Annotated in this window: 16 protein-coding genes; 1 reads left to right on the forward strand and 15 read right to left on the reverse strand. The window is 55.3% G+C overall.

What is annotated here, in order from left to right; all coding sequences use genetic code 11:
• Positions 1-25 precede the first annotated feature (25 nt).
• The 5 genes from ASQ50_RS04030 to ASQ50_RS04050 form a co-directional block, all read right to left on the reverse strand.
• Complete coding sequence (locus tag ASQ50_RS04030) at positions 26-400, reverse strand: hypothetical protein (protein WP_058090269.1); 375 nt, start codon at positions 398-400, stop codon at positions 26-28.
• Entirely contained in the window at positions 372-1,784 is a 1,413-nt protein-coding gene (locus ASQ50_RS04035; protein ID WP_058090270.1) for a hypothetical protein, read from the reverse strand. Before ASQ50_RS04035 ends, ASQ50_RS04030 begins: the two co-directional genes overlap by 29 nt.
• 203 nt (positions 1,785-1,987) lie before the next feature.
• The gene (locus ASQ50_RS21155; protein WP_227513320.1) at positions 1,988-2,731 is read right to left on the reverse strand and encodes a DUF6351 family protein; all 744 of its coding nucleotides are present in this window, start codon (positions 2,729-2,731) and stop codon (positions 1,988-1,990) included.
• Positions 2,655-3,536 (reverse strand): DUF6351 family protein, encoded by an 882-nt coding sequence (locus tag ASQ50_RS21160; protein WP_058090272.1) that lies wholly within the window; start codon positions 3,534-3,536, stop codon positions 2,655-2,657. The genes ASQ50_RS21155 and ASQ50_RS21160 overlap by 77 nt, the downstream gene beginning before the upstream one ends.
• A gap of 48 nt (positions 3,537-3,584) precedes the next feature.
• A complete protein-coding gene (locus ASQ50_RS04050; RefSeq protein ID WP_058090273.1) occupies positions 3,585-4,025 on the reverse strand; it encodes a VOC family protein in 441 nt (146 codons plus the stop codon).
• A gap of 59 nt (positions 4,026-4,084) precedes the next feature.
• Here ASQ50_RS04050 and ASQ50_RS04055 point away from each other — a divergent pair, with 59 nt between their 5' ends.
• A complete protein-coding gene (locus tag ASQ50_RS04055; protein ID WP_058090274.1) occupies positions 4,085-4,993 on the forward strand; it encodes a DUF1853 family protein in 909 nt (302 codons plus the stop codon).
• On the opposite strand, the gene ASQ50_RS04060 is transcribed toward ASQ50_RS04055, so the two are convergent.
• From ASQ50_RS04060 to ASQ50_RS04110, 10 genes are all read right to left on the reverse strand, one after another.
• Positions 4,982-5,365, reverse strand: a complete 384-nt coding sequence (locus tag ASQ50_RS04060; protein ID WP_058090275.1) for a TA system antitoxin ParD family protein — start codon at positions 5,363-5,365, stop codon at positions 4,982-4,984. The genes ASQ50_RS04055 and ASQ50_RS04060 overlap by 12 nt on opposite strands.
• Before the next feature lie 106 nt (positions 5,366-5,471).
• Entirely contained in the window at positions 5,472-5,729 is a 258-nt protein-coding gene (locus tag ASQ50_RS04065; protein ID WP_058090276.1) for a hypothetical protein, read from the reverse strand.
• Between the two features lie 20 nt (positions 5,730-5,749).
• The gene (locus tag ASQ50_RS04070) at positions 5,750-6,826 is read right to left on the reverse strand and encodes a hypothetical protein (protein WP_068351356.1); all 1,077 of its coding nucleotides are present in this window, start codon (positions 6,824-6,826) and stop codon (positions 5,750-5,752) included.
• A 9-nt stretch (positions 6,827-6,835) separates the two neighbouring features.
• Positions 6,836-7,879, reverse strand: a complete 1,044-nt coding sequence (locus ASQ50_RS04075) for a hypothetical protein (RefSeq protein WP_197492719.1) — start codon at positions 7,877-7,879, stop codon at positions 6,836-6,838.
• A 59-nt stretch (positions 7,880-7,938) separates the two neighbouring features.
• Positions 7,939-8,160 carry a hypothetical protein gene (locus ASQ50_RS04080; RefSeq protein WP_068351362.1) on the reverse strand — a complete coding sequence of 74 codons (222 nt, stop codon included), beginning with the start codon at positions 8,158-8,160 and terminating at the stop codon, positions 7,939-7,941.
• 169 nt (positions 8,161-8,329) lie between these two features.
• A complete protein-coding gene (locus ASQ50_RS04085; RefSeq protein WP_058090280.1) occupies positions 8,330-9,250 on the reverse strand; it encodes a hypothetical protein in 921 nt (306 codons plus the stop codon).
• Between the two features lie 207 nt (positions 9,251-9,457).
• A complete protein-coding gene (locus ASQ50_RS04090) occupies positions 9,458-9,982 on the reverse strand; it encodes a hypothetical protein (RefSeq protein ID WP_058090281.1) in 525 nt (174 codons plus the stop codon).
• Positions 9,983-10,002: 20 nt separating this feature from the next.
• Complete coding sequence (locus ASQ50_RS04095) at positions 10,003-11,079, reverse strand: hypothetical protein (RefSeq protein WP_058090282.1); 1,077 nt, start codon at positions 11,077-11,079, stop codon at positions 10,003-10,005.
• Positions 11,076-14,396 (reverse strand): toxin VasX, encoded by a 3,321-nt coding sequence (locus ASQ50_RS04100; RefSeq protein ID WP_156509972.1) that lies wholly within the window; start codon positions 14,394-14,396, stop codon positions 11,076-11,078. The genes ASQ50_RS04095 and ASQ50_RS04100 overlap by 4 nt, the downstream gene beginning before the upstream one ends.
• Positions 14,393-16,513, reverse strand: coding sequence for a type VI secretion system Vgr family protein (locus tag ASQ50_RS04110; RefSeq protein WP_082888433.1), 2,121 nt, complete (start codon positions 16,511-16,513; stop codon positions 14,393-14,395). The genes ASQ50_RS04100 and ASQ50_RS04110 overlap by 4 nt, the downstream gene beginning before the upstream one ends.
• Positions 16,514-16,621 lie beyond the last annotated feature (108 nt).

Here is a 16,621-nt window from a genome sequence, read left to right on the forward strand (position 1 = left end):
GCCTTTTTACGTTCTGCTAGTCGGTTCAGTTCCAGACCACCAATTGCTCGCCCCGGTGGTCCAGGCGCCACCACTTCTCATCTCCCACCGGATCGCCTTCTTTCCAGTCACCGGTGCTGCACCGTATCTCCCCTTCCATGGCCCGCCAGGCACTGCGGGCGCAGTCCAGGTCAGTGTTCCAGGGCAGATCATCCCCCTCCATCAGCACAGAGGTAAACCTCTTTCCAAAGGCGCCGGGATACAGGGTGATCCGCAAACGGGTACCGTTGAACCACGCACTACCCTTCACTACCGAAGTGACATCCGAATCGTCCAGTTGAACGTCATCAAGCTGGTTCTCCAGCCAACCGGATATGGCCGCCGGCTCCAGATCACGAATATAAATTTCCAGGTCCTGCACCCAAGGTATCTCCCTGCTGTTGTTCACAATTCAGCACATAGTGAACCGGCCCGGGCCTGGCTGCAACCCATCGTTCCAGTTCCTGGCGAAGATCCTCCACCAGTAACCGACGCAGGGTGCCGGAACGCTTACGTTCGTGCCAAACCACCTCAGCAGCAGCCTGCTCAAGATCCAGTTGTTGTATCTGCAGCTCTACCCGCTCAGCACACTCACCCCGGGCGAGGGCCACCAGGGACTGACGCCGAAGGGTGTCGTGCTCTGCCGCCAGAGCCACCGCCTCCAGCGGTCCCCGGCTGGCAAACAGGTCAAGCCTGGCGGCTGCCCGGTGCAACCATTCGAGCATACCGCCGGGCGTTGCTATACTTCGGGTTTGGCGAGACGCCGCATACTCCATCGCTGCCGGCGACAATTGCAGGTTCCAGCGCTTTTCGATGGCTGGCTGGTGTGCTGTCAAGATCGCTCTTCTCTGCGCCTCACTAACACCCGGCATCGCCATGGTTTCCAACTCCCGGCCCAGTATGGCAGTCAGCCGGTTGCTGTCTGTTCGTCCTTTATCCCTGTCGTTTGATGCCAGCATCAGGATTGGCCCCTGCCATCCTGTCACCAGTTCGCGCGCAGCGCCATCCGGCATGCTCATCAGTTCCAGTAGGTCGAGCGGTGCCACATTGTCCAGAATCATCGCTGGCCACGGTGCAACTCCGTCCCCGCCTGGCGGGACCACCGGCTGATCGGACGCCATCACCTCTGCCTGGCGTCGCAAGTCCATCTGCACCCAAGAGAATCCCGGCGTCGCCAGCAACATCCTCAGCCAGGCGGTTTTCCCGCTACCACGGGGGCCTGCTACCCAGATCAACCCATTCCGGTTTGCAGATAAAGCCACCACAACGTCCTCAGCCAGCTGCAACCAGGCTGGATCAGTCACCGTAACGGGGCTGAAAGGTTGGTCAGGGGAAACCGGAGGCGTGCAGGCCTCACCCTCCGCACTCGGCCAGTGGCTGACCAGTTCCAGCACCGCCACATAGGCTTTGTCTTGCAGGCGCTCGGCAAGGTAAACCAGCCCGTGCAACAGCACAGGCCAGTCCAGCCAGGGCTGATCGGTCGCTTCACGGGTGCTGGAAATCCAGTAGATAAGCTGGGAAGACAGGTCCCCATCGCCACGAACTTCGGCAACAATGGGTTGTTCACCCTGAATGGTGCGAATCAGTTCGTCCAGGTCCACACCCTGCCGTTTCAGAAACGAAACGGCCTCAGGAACGGCATCGAGCAATGCCAACAGATAGTCTTCAACCGTAATCACCGAACCACCGCGGCTGGCAACATTGTCGCGGGCCTGCAAGAGCGCAGTCTGACACTGGGGCGCAAGGCACCCTTGCCAATCATCCATCGGCATTCTCCTTCCTTGGGTTTGGGGCAGCATCATCCTGATGCGTGTTTGATCAGCGAGGGATTTTAGGGGGAAGAGCGACCAACAGCAACGGTTAGCCGCCGTTTTTGCTGAGTCGGCCGCACTCTGTTCAGGTTGGGGTTGGGGTCGATGCCTTGCAAGCCAATCACAGGGCCAGGCGCAGCCCGACCCTGTGGCCCTGATCACTCAGGGTGATTGGGTGACAGGGTGACCGCAAGCGCCGGTGAAGCCCACCCCGGAACAGGCTGATCGTTGCTGCTCAGCGGCGCGCCGCCATGTACCACCGTCTCGGCATCACCATAATGCATCCAGGTCACGGTTGGTACCTGGCCAACCGGTGGTTTGCTGTAATCGCATACCCCGTTCGGGAAGATCTCAGCAACCTTCTGGGCAAAGTTCTCAGAGGTGAAAATACCTTGGAGTAGATTGGCCGGATAATCCGCAGGGTCAACCGGCTTGAGCTGGCACTTGTTATTCAGGGTTCGAATGTCATCGCCGGCCACTGTTCTCGGGGTACCAAACCGGGTTTGCACCAGCAGTGCCTGGGTTTCAACAATCGGGTCTGTGATCGGCGCCAACAAATCGGTCACCCGCGAGGGCAAGCCAAGGGCGCCAAGATCCAGGCCGCACACCTGCCCGTTGGCCACGTCCAGGATTTCACCCACCTCTGCCGTGTTGATGGCACCGGTGCGATAGGCATTGGTGATGGCCTGGAAATCACCCCGAGTGCGTTCGGCCTGGTACTTTATATCCACATTGAAACCGCCAATCCCCCGGTTCAGATCCAGGAACTGTTGGCCATTGATAAAGCCCTGCTGCAGGGCCCTCAGGCCGTATTGAACGCCTTCGTTATCCAGCGGAATGCCGGCAATCTTCCTGGTCCGGGTAGGCCGCCGGGAAGAAGGCCAGGTCTGAAACCACTGGATTGACGGGCAGGTGCCCGTAGATAAAGGGCCACTGGGTTGGCAGCAAGCCGTTGGTAAGCAGATCCGCCATGAAGGAGAAGAACCCTTCCGGACCCTCCGGCATCTGCAGCCCAAGGTAGTTGCTGATCAGGTTGTAATCCGCGAACTGCATAGCGGTGGTCCAGACATCCGGATAGGAACACTGAACAATCAACCCCTGATAGATACCGGGATAGGCATTGGCAATGTGTTGCTGGGCAATCGCCCCACCAGAGCAGCCAGTGCCAATGGTGTAACGGACCGGGCCGTAGTTCTCGATGATGTGCTCTTTGGCCATCATCAAAGATTCGGCAGCGGTCACCAGATTCACGTTGTGGCCAAGGTTGGCCTGAGCGGTGGACAGGGTTATAAAGCCCCGGGCCAGCGCCACGGAAATACTGTCACCCAACAACAGCTCGTTGCCGTTGGTCGCGCCGGAGATATCGCCATTGGGCGGACTGCCCATACCGTAACTCACCCCCACGTTACCGCCGTGATGAATCAGTACTTTCCCGTTCCACTGCTCCTGGGGATTCAGGGCGGTCCAGTCGTTTCCGGGCTGGAACAATGACATTACCTGGTAGCGGTCGCGGTTCATGACACCGGTTTCCACACGAACGATGAACGGCATTTCAACGCCCTCGTCGGTGGTCACGGTGGCGATGTCATCATCGGCGCGATTGGACAGAACCCGTACCTCGCCCTCACCTATTGGCAGACCTTTGTTGCCATCAGACTGACCGGGCGGCGTAGTGCCCGGAACCGTCGGCCCCGGGGCCTGCGTCAAAAATGTGAATCAAGTCCCATTTTAGCCTGACCAGTGGACTCCATGGCTTCACCAGGTACCGGTGTTTTCCATACTGGCCCAAGGCTCCTGAGCCGGCAGTGCATCGCCCTTCTGCAGCAGTTCAATCGAGATATTATCCGGCGTGCGGATAAAGGCCATATGGCCATCCCGAGGCGGGCGATTGATAGTAACGCCGTTGGCCTGCAGCTTTTCGCACAGCGCATAAATGTTGTCCACCCGGAACGCCAGGTGCCCGAAATTCCGGCCGCCGGTGTACTCCTCCGGGTCCCAGTTATGGGTGAGCTCAATCATTGGCGCCTTGTCCTCACGGGCACGGGCTTCGTCTTCCGGGGCCGCCAGGAACACCAGGGTGAAACGGCCCTTCTCACTCTCTTTGCGGGAAATCTCCACCATGCCCAAAAGGTCGCAGAAAAAGTGAAGGGTGTCGTCCAGATTGCTGACCCGAATCATCGTGTGCAGGTATTGCATATAGGGCTCCTGTGGTTTCGTGGCTCTCAAACACGCCCAGTTTACGTTATTCTCAGGCCATGACGACAAACGCAGAAACCGAAACCCTGCTCAACCTGCAGATACCAGCCATCCGGCATCTCGCCTGGCTGTGCACGGCACCGCAACTCCTGGCCGCCCCCGTGAGCTTTGAGCCACTGCAGTGGCTGCCCGATGACTACCTCGACAAACTCAAACACTGGGACAAGCACCCAGACACCATGCCAGCAAGACTCGCGGCCACCACCGAGCGCCGCCTTGGCCATTACTTTGAGCGTTTATACGAAGTGCTCCTGGTCGATCTGCTGGGTTGGGAACTGCTGCTGAAGAATCAGCAGATCAAGGCCGGCAACCGAACCATCGGTGAGCTGGATTTTCTGGTGCGGAATCCACACACCCGGTGCGTGGAACACCATGAAATTGCCATCAAATACTATCTGGGCGTCAACGAAGGCCCCGAAATGACCAAGTGGTACGGGCCAAACGCCAAAGACCGCCTGGACCTGAAAGTAGACAGAATGCTCAGCCACCAGAGCCCTATGGCCCAGCGGGCGGAGGCACAGGCGCTGTTCGCAGATCTGGGGATTTCAGAGCCGATTATTCCGCGAGTGTTTCTGCCGGGGTATCTGTTCTATCCGGATGACAGGGTGGCACTTCCGGACTATGTGCCGGCGGGCCATAGGCAGGGGCAATGGTGCTACGCCCGGGATTTGGTGAACTCGGATCTGACGGACTGGGTGCCCCTGAAAAAGCCACATTGGATTGGGCCTTGGAGACAGGATGAACGGCCCGATAGTGAGGCGACGCGGGAGGCGGTGGCGTTTGTGGACGCCCAGGGCGTGCCGGTGTTGTTTGCGCGGCTGGAGTGGCAGCCTGGGCTTGGGTGTTGGGTTGAGAGGGAGCGGTGGTTTGTGGTGCCGGGGGAGTGGCCTGTGGCCTCATTTGTTTGATGAGAAAGATCGCACTAATTCACGAGCACCGTCAGGGTGAATGGCCTCAAGGAACCCGGGATTTTCTATCGAGCACTGGTACACTGTTCGACTGTGAGCGATAGTCTTAGCAAGTTCTCCCGAATCACGGGCAGCATCCACCTCAGCCCATAATTCATCACCAGATACCAGCTCCGGATCTACCGGCTCCACCTTTACCCGGCAATTGCCCTGTGAAATGGATATCAGATCCTCAGCCGAGACTTCACCAGCCACAATCCTGCCTATCTCAGCCCAGTATTCTATCTGCTTGGGTGTAGAGCGCCGCTGAACCTGCGCCTCTGCTGATGCTTCACGGATCAGTTTGTCATCGATTCGAATGGCGGTTGCCATGATGCCCTCCTGAAATGGTTGCCGCGAACCATGTGTACAGATTACTACAGGTGTTGCGTTTTGCGACAGGCCGGAGATTGCATTGACGTGGAGACTACAACTTCAGCTATTCGAAGATGTAGTCTCCACGTTCGTCTTTCCTCACATCCAAAAACCCCATGTGAGGAAACAGGCGAACCTTGATCGAGTACGAAAGAACGCCCCCAGCAACGGCAAGCAATACACCCACGATCGAGACAACCGGCTCGAACGTTGCAATCTTATTAGCCAGACGCATTTGATTGCCCGACTGCTTTTTGAGTTGTTCGAAGATTTCGTGCCGACTTAAGCCCTGCTTCGTGAGTTCTTCTATTTGGCGATCCATAATTTACTATCCTTGTAAAATCAAATTGGCCAAGCATCGGCCGGTCGTAGTTTTCGGTATTCTTCCATCGATATTTTGCCCAGTTGCGGAGTGAGCTTGCAGCGCCGACTTCCCCAGGCAAACTGATTCTGCCGCTGATGGACTTCTGTCCAGCCTTCACTATCTTTCCAGGATTTCAGATCAAGATCCCTCCAGTATCGGGGATTACGACCTATCCTCTTATCATGCTCAGCGGTCACTGGGTCCTGATGGCGGAAGGGTTCCAAGCGGGGTGTATCAGGCAGTGGCTGAGTCACATCCATATAGCACTGCAACATGTCCCAGGTAGCGAGGACTTCGTTTTTGTTCGCTTCAATAGTACTGAAAGCTGTGTTGTTGAAGGTTTTCCGGGTATAACGATGGACCAGAATCAACCGGAAGAAGACCCCGCTCTGCTGGATCACCCGATCGACATAAGCGTCGAATTCGACGAAGGGGGCCTGGAAATAACGTCCGCGCCCCAGAGATATGCGGACTTGACCGGTGACTCGGTTGAACTCGCTGCAACCGTCTTCCAAGGACTCATCGAACTTTTTACCAAGCGTTTCTTCGAACGGCCTGATAACAAACGCAAGACCAGTACTCATAATCCAATTGATGCTTGGAGGAATAATCCAGAATGATAAGATCAACCAACCAGGCACAAGAGTTAATAAAAGCAAAATATGAAGGAAAGCCGGGAGTCCATACGATTCCGTTAGCTGGACGATTGCCCAGACCAATGAAGCCAGGCCACCAATCACTATTGTCAACGCCCAAGCGATTGGAAACAGCAGAATCAGAAGTTTCATCCCTATTTTCCCGTTCAGGAAACGAATCCGTTGATGATCCCACCACCAGCCCGGATCTTTAAACTCAGGGTCGACCTTTTTATGCGCCTGCAGAGATTCAACGTCTTGAATCGTTCGGTGGAAGGGAATCACTCCGGCATAAGTGCCTATTGGCTGCAACTCCTCGCCGATCCGCGTGCGTTCTTTGGGCGATTTCGGCAAGGGCCCAATGTCCATCGCCCTAAAGGCTGTGTCTGCAATACCAGACATCTGTTTCTGTTCAGTCATCCATGCCACTCAAATCGGCCAAGCCTCGGCCGGTCGTAGTTTGCGGTACTCTTCCATCGATATCTTGCCCAGTTGCGGCGTAAGCTTGCAACGGCGCTTATCCCACGGATACTCCACCTGGCGCCTCAACCACTCAGCGCCTTCACCCTGTCTCCAGGCTTCCAGATCCAAGTCTCGCCAGAACCGGGGATTACGCCCGATGCGCTCGTCATGCTCCGCAGTGACCGGATCCAGATGCCGGAACGGCTCCAGCCTTGGTACATCGGGCAATGGCTGCGAAGGATCCATGTAGCGTTGGAGCATGTCCCACAGCGCCATCACCTCTTCTTTCGATGGCTCGACCCGGCCCAGGGACGTCTGGCTGAATTGTTTGGCGGTATAGCGATGCACGAACATCAGACGATAAAAGACACCGCCGGCTTCAATGACTCGCTCCACGTAGGCATCGAACTCCTCAAAAGGGGCTTTCAGTTTCTTGCCGCCCGACATTGCAAAGCTCACTTCACCGGTTTCACGATTGAAGCAGCTTTCTCCGGCTTCGAGGCCTCGGTCCAGGAGCTTGCTGAGGAGTTTGTCAAAGGGTCTGAGTAGCAGGGCGAAAGCGCCCATGACCCAGGGCATGGTTTTTATGAGGATATATAAAGAAAGAGGTATCCAAATTATCGCCGAACCTAAAACCACTACCATCCGAATTAAATCCATTGCATCCTCCGTCATTATAATCGAAAGGTATACAACAGAAATTCCACCGCCGACTAAAACCACTCCTCCCCATGTATACGGTATTAGGAGAAGTAATATCGAAAGGCCGATAAACGCTTTTCCATTGAGGAAACGAATCCTACGCTCGTCCCACCACCAATCACCAGCGTAAAACGCTTCCGGATCTCTCCGTTCCTGATGTTGAACGGCGCCCACATCCTCACAAACCCGGTAGTAGGGCTCGATACCAGCGTAATCACCAACCGGTTGCAAATCTTGGCCAAGGCGCCGTCTTTTGTTTCTAGGCTCAGGGAGCAACGGGAATTCATCCTTTCTCTCAACTGCTTTCAAGATCGCCCTCGCCCCCTATGACACCACCATCCCATGAACAGATCCAAGCCAGCGAAGCCTCAGTCAACTCGCTCCAAATTGAGTTTGCTATTACTGAGGTTGGACACCAGTACTGTGGAAATCAGGATGAACGGTATCGCAACAAAATAAGTCGGAAAGCCGGCATCACCAAAGATATTGATCAAGGCCACAATCGCAACGACGGCCGCCCCTATCGTCAACGCAAATACCGAGAGTTTTGCGTTGCGCTCTGAATTTGCTTCAGGGGTGATCTTCAGCATGGCGTCGCACTCGCTGCAGGGTAGCGGCTCCGATCTTCCAAGCTGCTCCAAATCCCTTTCTGATAGCTGAATGGTGTTGTTACAGGCGTTACAGACTGCGTTTATAGCCGTGTCCTCCTTGATCCTATTCAATCCTAAATCATAGGTTCGATGCCTGTGGCACTCGCTCCTATTCACTGTACCGGCCAGCAACGCTCACCAACCGATCAAGGGAATCGTCCATAAAGAAGGTAAAAGGCCGGCCATGACTGAGCGCCATTTCCCTGCACTTCAGTCGCAGGCTGCTATGGCGCACCCTGTCCACCCGGCCACTGCTGTGCTCGACTTTTCCAAGGGGCCCAAGTTTCAGGTCGATCTGACCCAGCCGGCCCTGGAACATATCGGATCTGGCACTGGAGTCTACCGGCATAGACACTGCAATCTCGCCCGACTCAATCAGTGCCTGCAGCCCCTGATGACTGAATGTCAGGTCAGCATCCACCTCACCCTTGTAATCGTCCAGGCTCACCACTAGCTGGTGACTTTTGCCCGCTTCATCAGAGCGGAAATCGAAGTACTTAATGGGGATAGTCGGGCTGATCTCGGCGGCCACCGCACAGTGGGCCTCAGTGACTGGTCGGCTTCGCGTCAATGCGTCCGAGAAGGCGTGGCCCAGACCGTACGCATGGCTAAGCTCCACGCGACCAAGTTTCACGTTTACTGTGTAGGTGCGGGATTCATGATCATCCGGCAAGGCCAGATCAAAGGTAAGGGTCAGTGGCAGCCGAGCCTCGGCTATAGCCTTCAGGTCATGGGTAAAACCGGCCATGCCCGGCTGGTCGATCACTTTCTCGGCGGCGCTGAGAATGACGGAATGATCGTCTTCGGGATCAACCCTCATGCTGACTTTTTTGGGATCGATATCATGATCCATCAGAAGCCTGATCAACGGGTACCGGTAATCCAGAAGCACCTTGTCCGATTCCCGCCATTCCTGGCCACGATCTTCCCGGACCGACTGATCAAATGTCAGCCGCGAGAATTCCACCGGCTGGCTGCAACCTACCAGACCGGCCGCCAGCAATGAAGTGACGGCGACGAACTTCCTCATTAGTTTTCCCTTCCATGGATCATCGTTTTTGAAAGGCCGGATTATAGACACAGCCTTAGGCAAAAAAGACGTTGATGGCTATCTGATGGACTACTACAACCGGCAGCGACCTGACTCATTCAACGGTGGCATTTCGCCCGTTGCGGCTGAGAAAAAACTTAAAATACTGTCCGGGATTAGTTGACCACTACAAACTCATCGAGGCCGTTATTCGAAGATGTACTTCCCCTTTTCATCCTTCCTTATATCCATAAAGCCCATGTGAGGAAAAAGTCGAACCTTGATCGTGTACGACAGAGCGCCGCCGGCAACGGCCAACAGAACACCCACGATCGAGACAACAGGGAAATAGTTGAAGAAATAGACATAGCCGGCAGCGACAGTAATGCAGAGCAGAATGAACGAGGCATATCCGGTGAAAGACTTTCTGAACAGACCGACAAAATAGAAAATCGTCAAAATGAACGTTGCGACGATGCCTTGCCAGCCGAACTCCTCGTCCATCGGGACTACGTTGGAGTAGATTACCCAGATCCCAAAACACGCCTGGAGCAAGCAGAGTGCCATGAGGACTCGGTTCAGCAGGACGGTTTGTCTTGAGGATGAGCCAGGCTCGAACGTTGCAATCTTGTTAGCCAGGCGCATTTGATTGCTCGACTGCTTTTTCAGCTGTTCGAAGATTTCGCGACGGCTTAATCCCTGTTTCATGAGATCTTCTATTTGGCGATCCATAATTTACTATCCTTGTAATATCAAATTGGCCAAGCCTCGGCCGGTCGTAGTTTGCGGTATTCTTCCATCGTTATCTTGCCCAGTTGCGGAGTGAGCTTGCAGGTTCTCTCGCCCCAGGGATAACTCTCCTGGCGCCGGTGGACCTCGTTCCAGCCTTCACCGTTTTTCCAGGCCTCCAGATCGATATCACGCCAGTATCTGGGATTGCGCCCCGTTCTCTTATCGTGCTCTGCGGTTACCGGATCCAGGTGCCGGAAGGGCTCCAGGCGAGGGGTGTCGGGCAAGGGTTGCGTCACGTCCATGTAAGTCTGCAGCATGTCCCAGGTGGCCATCACCTCTGATTTGCTGGACTCGATGGAGCTGAACGCCATCTTATGAAAGGACTTCTGGGTGTAACGATGCACCAGAATCAGACGGTAGAAGACACCGCTTTGCTGGATAACACGGTCAACATAGGCATCAAACTCCACGAACGGCGCCTGGAAAAAGCGCCCTCCCCCCATGGCTAAGCGAACTTGGCCAGTGATTCGGTTAAATTCGCTGCAGCCGTCTTCAAGGGTCTTGTCCAGCCTTTTGTTGATGGCTTTCTCGAAGGGTTTAAGAATAAAGCCCATGCCGGTACTCATTAGCCAGTTTGTAGTGATGGGTGTCGCCCAGACTGCGAAAGCAAACCATGCCAATACAAAGAGAATGATAAACACTCCGACCACGAGGGCCGGAAGTTCAGCAACAAACTGCATTTCCCCCGAGGCCCAGATCATTAATGCTGGCCCCCCAATCCATAATGTAATCACCCAAGTCATTGGTACAACCAGGATCAGAAATTTAAAACCCAATTTGTCGTTCAGGAACCTGATTTTTTGGTGATCCCACCACCAATCCTTGGATGTAAATTCGGGGTCGGACCTTTCATGATCCTGAAGGGCTTCAACGTCTTGAATCGTCCCAAGGTAGGGAATCGTGCCTGCATAGTTACCAACAGGCTGGAGTTCCTCTCCAACCCTTGCTCGCTCTTTGGGTGATTTTGGCAAGGGCCCAATCTCAGTTGCCCGAAATGCAGTGTCTGTAACATCGGGTCCATACTGCTTTTCGTTCATACGCCGACCTCAGTGAAGAACCAGTATGGTGATTCCGGCTGTGCAAAGGGGTTAAAGAAGTTTCTTTCCTTTGGTGGAGGATTGTCGTGTTTAGACAAATCAAAAGGTTCATAGTCTCCAAATACGGGAGTGGGAAACACCAACGGTCCCAGCTCTGAGCCAAGGGTAGCCTGCAATCCTACTCGAATTTGTGTAGTCAAAGATTCCCGGTAATGAGGGGCCTCATCCACATTCTCGTCAATCTCCCGCTTAACCAAAAAGCGAACTCCGGATTCCTGAGGTAGAGACTGCCTGGCGGTGACCTTGGTGAGTGGTGTCGCTTTGTACATCTGTGTGCTAGTGCTTTCCCCCATTACACCTTTAGAGGGAACGTTGGTGGTCGTAGTTTGATATGCCACTTCTTGGACCACCAATCTAAACGGGCTTGCTGGAAGATCTCCCTCGCACTCATTATGCAATTTAATGCGACTTACCAACGGTAGTTGAACAGTGATCACGTAGTCATCCGGCGCGGGAGGAAAATCGGGGTGTACTAACGCGGGGTCGGGTTCTACGTCGACATAGCGCTGAGCGGTGACTTGCGCGGGAGAGAGCATTGTGAGCAGTTGACTGTAGTATGCCTTGTCATTCATTCCCGGCAGAGAACTGTCGGATAAAGTTCCCCAAGGACCGCGTTTGATCAGTTGTTCGAAAGTATCGTCGGTAACAGATGCCGCATAGATCCCACCGCCAACGGCCATCGCCAAGCCAAAAATTGCCCATCCCCAACCTGGGATCGCCAAGAGTGTATGCATAAGGGGAGAAGCGAGCACAATTAAACTACCAGTCATTGCCACTGCGTGCCCAATCGCCGCGTCAAAATCCTTGTTCGCCAGGCTGATGCGCATCTCCCAATAGCTCAACCCAGCGCCAACAGCTCCAGCGAGGAACGTTGCTAATCCTGCAACCTTAACCAAAGTCGCTGACCCTACAGCTTTTAACCGTTCGCCGATCAGGACCCAGTTTTTCATATCAAACAAAGGACGCGTCGACACTTTATAAATTCTAGTATTGTTACCTTGAGACCCAGACTCTACTCTACCCAACACCTCGCTCAACTTAAGAGATGCAGCGATCAAATCGGCTGTCGCCCCAGCCAATTTGCCTCTGTTTAGATTAATCAAGCCATCATCTTGCCGAGACGTCTTCATCAAGTTGTTCAACTCGATAAAGATATTAAACGCCGCCAGCGCCACCAAACCCCGAGACACCGCAGGCCCGTCAACCACTTCATTTGCACGCTTCGCAAGATCAACCTTCAACAAGCTCAACTTGCGGGCCTCCGGATGATCATCCGGAGCGACGAATACCGAGCTGGTGCCAGCGACCCTTTGGATCGCGTCTTCGATCTCGTCGGACATACGCGCGGGGCTTGTGGAGGCTACCATCCGGCCAGAATCATCCATCAAGTCGGCGTACAGATAATCCTTGGCTCTTGTGAGAACACCCTCGGTTCGATCAAAGTCGGTCAGGCCGCGTTTCATTCCATTGCTGTTAACACCGATTATCGAGCCGGAAACTATCGCGCCCTCCCGCGTCATTACATCGATGCGCCTCAGGCTAGGGTCCCCGAGTGCGAAGTTTGAGCGGGCTCCCTGCATGATTCTTGGGAGCTCAACCTCCTGAATGTGCCCGCCTTCCATCAGACGTTTGCCAACGGCAAGCAGTGCCGAGCTCCACTCGTTGAGTGAGCCCGCGATCATACCGCTCACTTTACCTGCGTTAGCGACGCCTTTGATCCCGGACTCAGTCTCACTGTTCTGCTCGTTTAACTGTTTCTCAAGGTAAACCAGAGACTGCATATTCAGCCGGTTCAAGCGCTCTTCGTCGATGTCTGCAGTGTCCTGAACCAGCTTTTCAAGACTTTGCATCAAAGGCTCGGCACCGTCTTCTGCGGTTTCAGGTGCCCACTTACTCAAAAATGCGCCCTCAAGAACCCAACGGCGAAGCTCTTGCAGAACCCAGTCCTTACCGACAACGCCCTGAGCCTGGAGCACGCCCGGAATCTGCTGAAGCAGGTTGAGATTATCGGCAACCAGCAAGTATCCCTCGCAAATTGCAACATCCTGACAGGTTCGGTAATCCTCAAGCACTGCATCATAATCGCCGCTGCTAAGCAGTCGGCGGAGCATATCGAGGTGATGGTCAATCACGGCGATGGCATGCTGCTTTTCTTCGGTTTGAAGGGTCTGATCCAGTTTGGAGCGGTCAACGGCCGACGCATATTGGGCGAAGGGGTTTTGGCCATTCGGTCGAGGGTCGAAAATCGCCTGGCGGATGAGCATTGCAGAGTGCGCCATCGGATTGTCCCGAATGGAGGCATCCACGGCATCCAGATAATGCAGGGCAAGATGAAGCTGCGACATGGAATGCCGGACCTTGAACAAAGGGTCTGGCAGTGCCAGGCAGGCAATGCCCGGTTGCTGCCTCAACGCAGCTAAGTGGTCTTCGCCTGGTTCACAGCTCAGATCGAACGGTGCTTCAAGCAGTCGACCGAGTTTGACGCAAAGTTCAGCGTCCGCCGGACCGTCAAAACCCAAGACGAAATCACTGGGCTTTTCCAGCATCAGCTCAATACCAAGATCCCTCTCCCGAAGTTCCGATACATCTTCAACTCGCGAAGCCACAAAGCCGCTTTCGAAGCTCAGGCCCTCGACACTGGATGTAGCCCAGACAGGGCCAACGCCCGTTGTTCTGACATTACGAGCTGGTTCATTTTCCTCAAGGTGCTCGATATAAGACCAATCCCATTGCACCTCACTGTAGGCCATGCGGAAGTCATGCATCACAGCCTGACCCTGCAGGAATACTGGGACCAACACGTCATCAAGCCATTCGCCGCTGGCGGGGCGGGCAATCCTCAGGTCGGAATCAGGATCCTCCAGGTCTGGTCGGATCGCCTCTACGTCGATATCACTGAATCGGGAATCATCGCCAATCTCCAGCTCTCGCCAGAGCCTGTCTTTGCGAAAGACATACAGGTACCCCGGTCGAAGGAGCGCAACCCCCTTACCCTGATAAACCGTGACACCGCCGCTTTTGACTGGCAGATTGCTTTCAATCTCAGCAAGAGGCTTTACCCGAAGCAGGGTGTTTTCCTGATAATCCTCTCGCTCGATATTGGAGCGCGCCTGTTTCAACAATGGCACCTTGATTTTGCCGCCATCGCGCTTGGGCACAGTCAGTACAAGATCTGCGGGATCGGTATCGTCATAATCTGCTGTTCGTAAAATCGAGCGATCCCGGGATTCATCTGAAAAATCCACAGTATCCGTCATACAGTGTCCTCCCCATCGGTCCCTTTAATCGCTTCCACAGAACCACGCTCAAGATGCCCGCCAATCACATCAATGATCAGTTTTCGATCAGAGCCCGGTAACTGATCAAACTCCTCTTGGTCAGGAGCGGCAGATTTGCGCTGGCCGACCATGGCCAGTTCGGGGGGCCGTGGCGTTGCCGCCCCATCTTTGCCAACAAGATTTGGTAGTTCCGGATTAGCAGAACTTTGCCCAGCCCCACTCCCGGGGCTACCCCCGGAATTAATCTTGATCCCCGGCCCGCTCAGCGTCACCCCACTGGGGTCCAGTTTGATAAAACTCCCACCGCCGGAAATGGTGAGTTCAGCTCCGGCATCCAGCACCACTTTGGCCCCGGCCTTGTGATGCACTTCGGTGCCAGCTCCCGAGGCCATGGTGCGGGCGGTTTTCTGATGGTAGGTGCCGCCCACGGTCTGGCTGCAGTCAGCGCCAACGGAGACTCGGCTTTCACCATCGGTGGTGCAGTGGTCGGCCGCTTTCACATGGCTGAACTGGTGGTTGTCCACCGTCAGGTGGCTGTCGTTCCTGATGACTTCCGTGCGGTTGTTTTCGGTCAGCAGGTCCAGGTCTTTCTGGGCGTGAACGTAGATCTGTTCCTGGTCGGCTTCGTCTTCAAAGCGCAGTTCGTTGCTGCCTTCACCCTTGTGGGTCTTGGTTTTTAATGTGGTCCGGGTTTTGTGTTCCGGCAGCGCATAGGGCGGTGTGTTGGTGGCGTGGTAGGTTCGGCCGGTGATAATGGGCTGGTCGGGGTCGCCATCCAGGAAGGACACAATCACTTCGTTGCCGATTCTGGGTAGGGCCATAAAACCATACTGGCCACCGGCCCAGCCCTGGGCTACGCGTAGCCAGGCGCTGCTGTGTTCGTCGTTTTTCGAATAGCGATCCCAGGGGAAACGGACTTTCACCCGGCCGTACTGGTCACAGTGAATCTCTTCACCCTCGGGGCCGGTGACGATGGCCATCTGGGGGCCGTCCATCATGGGTTTGTGTTCACACACTGGCCGCCAGGTTTTGTCGGCCGGGATGGCGGTGAAGTCGTTGTGGTAGCTGGTGGGTTCGCTGCCGCCCTCTTCTTCCAGGGCCTGGGGCTGTTTGCCGGTGTGGGTGATGGCGGTCAGCAGCCATTCCCGGTTCAGGCTCTGGCTGTCGTGTTCCTCCAAGTCCACTTTGGCGCCGGGGGTAAAGTCCGGGCGGTTGCTTTCGCCCTTGGCCAGGGAGGCGTCGTTTCTCAGGGCGTCCAGTTTGGCCTGGGTGAAGGGCTGACCACTGGCGTCGGCTTTATAGCGGCCGGGGTAATCGTAGTGTTGGTAATCTTCTCTGTGGTTCACACCGCCGGCGCTTTGTTCGTGCATCAGGGCGTAAGCGGGGTTTTTGAAGGTGTAGTCCTTCATGGCCACGGAGGCGGCTTTGATGCGTTCTTCGTAGGCGAAGCTGAACACGCAGGCTTGTTTGCTGCTGCCGCCGGCCTGGGTGTTGCAGGGGACCGGGTCCAGTTTCGGGGCGTCGCCGTGGTGGTCGGCGATGATTAACGCCGGTTGTTCTTCGCCGTCCACGCTGCCGTGCTGGTAGCGGTAATGCCAGCCTTCTTCGGCGGCCAGGCGGTTGACGAACTGCAGGTCGCTTTCCCGGTGCTGGACACAGTATTCCCGTTCTTCAGGTGGACGTTTGAAGTCAAAGATCGTATCAATGATGCCCCGCTCTTCGAGCAGGGTGCGCACGATGGCGTCGGTGGTCTGGGTCTGGAAGATGCGGCTGTTGTGCATCAGGCCCAGGCGCCAGGCCGGGGGCTGGATGACCACTTGATAGGCGGTGCGGCGGTGGCCGGTGTTGCCTCGGACGAATTCGTTGACCACGCCGGTGAAGCGCCGTACCGGTTGGCCGTCTTGCCAGACTACCAAGTCCACCGGCTGTTCCAGAACGTCAGCAGCGGCCACATCGGGGTCGGTGCTCGCCAGTTCTAACCGGCCATGAAACAAGGCAGACAGCTGTTCGGCCAGCTTAAAGCCAACTACCGAAAAGTGATCTGAGGGGAATTCGCCTACACGGGCGGTGAACTGCAATCCGCTTGCCTGGGGCATGACTTCGGTCCCTGAAGAATAGTGGTTTATAACTGACTCATCCTGAGCCCGACCGATTATAACCACCCCTCTCCAGATTACAAACCAACCACTCCGCATTTTTGGGGT

Source organism: Marinobacter sp. LQ44 (genome assembly GCF_001447155.2).
In the GTDB taxonomy this organism is placed as follows: Bacteria; Pseudomonadota; Gammaproteobacteria; order Pseudomonadales; family Oleiphilaceae; genus Marinobacter.

Bases quoted from the DNA above. Each gene is read 5' to 3' on its own strand.
- ASQ50_RS04035 (WP_058090270.1), bottom strand. From the start codon at position 1,784: ATGGATGATTGGCAAGGGTGCCTTGCGCCCCAGTGTCAGACTGCGCTC.
- ASQ50_RS04050 (WP_058090273.1), bottom strand. From the start codon at position 4,025: ATGCAATACCTGCACACGATGATTCGGGTCAGCAATCTGGACGACACC.
- ASQ50_RS04055 (WP_058090274.1), top strand. From the start codon at position 4,085: ATGACGACAAACGCAGAAACCGAAACCCTGCTCAACCTGCAGATACCA.
- ASQ50_RS04060 (WP_058090275.1), bottom strand. From the start codon at position 5,365: ATGGCAACCGCCATTCGAATCGATGACAAACTGATCCGTGAAGCATCA.
- ASQ50_RS04065 (WP_058090276.1), bottom strand. From the start codon at position 5,729: ATGGATCGCCAAATAGAAGAACTCACGAAGCAGGGCTTAAGTCGGCAC.
- ASQ50_RS04070 (WP_068351356.1), bottom strand. From the start codon at position 6,826: ATGACTGAACAGAAACAGATGTCTGGTATTGCAGACACAGCCTTTAGG.
- ASQ50_RS04080 (WP_068351362.1), bottom strand. From the start codon at position 8,160: ATGCTGAAGATCACCCCTGAAGCAAATTCAGAGCGCAACGCAAAACTC.
- ASQ50_RS04085 (WP_058090280.1), bottom strand. From the start codon at position 9,250: ATGAGGAAGTTCGTCGCCGTCACTTCATTGCTGGCGGCCGGTCTGGTA.
- ASQ50_RS04090 (WP_058090281.1), bottom strand. From the start codon at position 9,982: ATGGATCGCCAAATAGAAGATCTCATGAAACAGGGATTAAGCCGTCGC.
- ASQ50_RS04095 (WP_058090282.1), bottom strand. From the start codon at position 11,079: ATGAACGAAAAGCAGTATGGACCCGATGTTACAGACACTGCATTTCGG.
- ASQ50_RS04100 (WP_156509972.1), bottom strand. From the start codon at position 14,396: ATGACGGATACTGTGGATTTTTCAGATGAATCCCGGGATCGCTCGATT.
- ASQ50_RS04110 (WP_082888433.1), bottom strand. From the start codon at position 16,513: ATGCCCCAGGCAAGCGGATTGCAGTTCACCGCCCGTGTAGGCGAATTC.